The 905-nt window shown below is 61.2% G+C and carries 1 protein-coding gene; it reads right to left on the bottom strand.

Annotated features, from left to right (window positions below; genetic code table 11):
* A partial coding sequence (locus MSZK_RS29605; RefSeq protein ID WP_255414263.1) for a transposase occupies positions 1 to 738 on the bottom strand: 738 nt, incomplete at its 3' end.
* Positions 739 to 905 lie beyond the last annotated feature (167 nt).

The raw sequence follows: 905 nt of genomic DNA, 5'->3' as shown, positions 1-905 counted from the left end.
CGAGCGGAACCGGTGAATGGGCCCGACGCGGCTGAGGATCTTGGCTGCTGAGGTGATGCCGATACCGTGCAGTGTGGTCAATTGGGTGCCTGAGTCTTTGACTGCGGATTCGATATCGTTGTCTGTCTTACAGATTCGGCGGTCGAGGTGGCGTAATTCGACGACTATGTCGACGGCAAGTCCTCGTAGAACTTTGGTGGCCGCGTCGCGGGGCCGGATCGAGCGTAGAAGCTGCGCGGCACGGTTGGCGGTCAGTGTGCCGGCCAATCCACCGGGTGTGAGCCTGGTGAGCAGTACGTGTAGCCGGTTGATGGTCTGGGTGCGTGTGGTGATGAGGTCTTCGCGATGCTCGACGATCGCTCGCAGCGCCGTGATGGCGGCGTCGACACTGACTGTGTTTAGGTGGGTCGCATTGAGTGCAGCGATGCCGACCGAAAGGGCATCAGCATCATCGTTCTTGCGTCCGTGCCCGACAGATAGGAGACGCACGCGAGCAGCGAGTTTGGCGGGAACATCGACGACCTGGATCCCGTCATCGGCTAGCCGCGCGGTCAGCGGGGCGCCCACGCCGTGGGCTCCTTCGACGGCCCAGATATTGCCATGCCAGGTGCGGGCGAATCGACGCAGCGACCGGTAACCGTCGCGGCTGACTGAGACTCGCAAGGTCGCTAGAGGCTGCCGGGAGTCACCTACTGCCACAGCGGTCCATGACGCCTTATGGGGATCGATGGCGATCACCACCGGCCGATCAGTACTTGAGATTGTTGACACGTTTCACTCCTAACTTCGAATTCGGTGAAAACGAAGAGGGCACATCAACTTTCGGCTAGGCACGCCTCTCTCAAGCCACTCCCCGTTGCGGCGGTGACCGGTTGCAGGTCACTACTGAGTCAACCTCAACCGGC

This window comes from Mycobacterium sp. shizuoka-1, assembly GCF_002723835.1.
In the GTDB taxonomy this organism is placed as follows: domain Bacteria; phylum Actinomycetota; class Actinomycetes; order Mycobacteriales; family Mycobacteriaceae; genus Mycobacterium.
The sequence above is the reverse complement of the archived record's forward strand: the minus strand, read 5'-3'. Positions and strand labels throughout refer to the sequence as shown.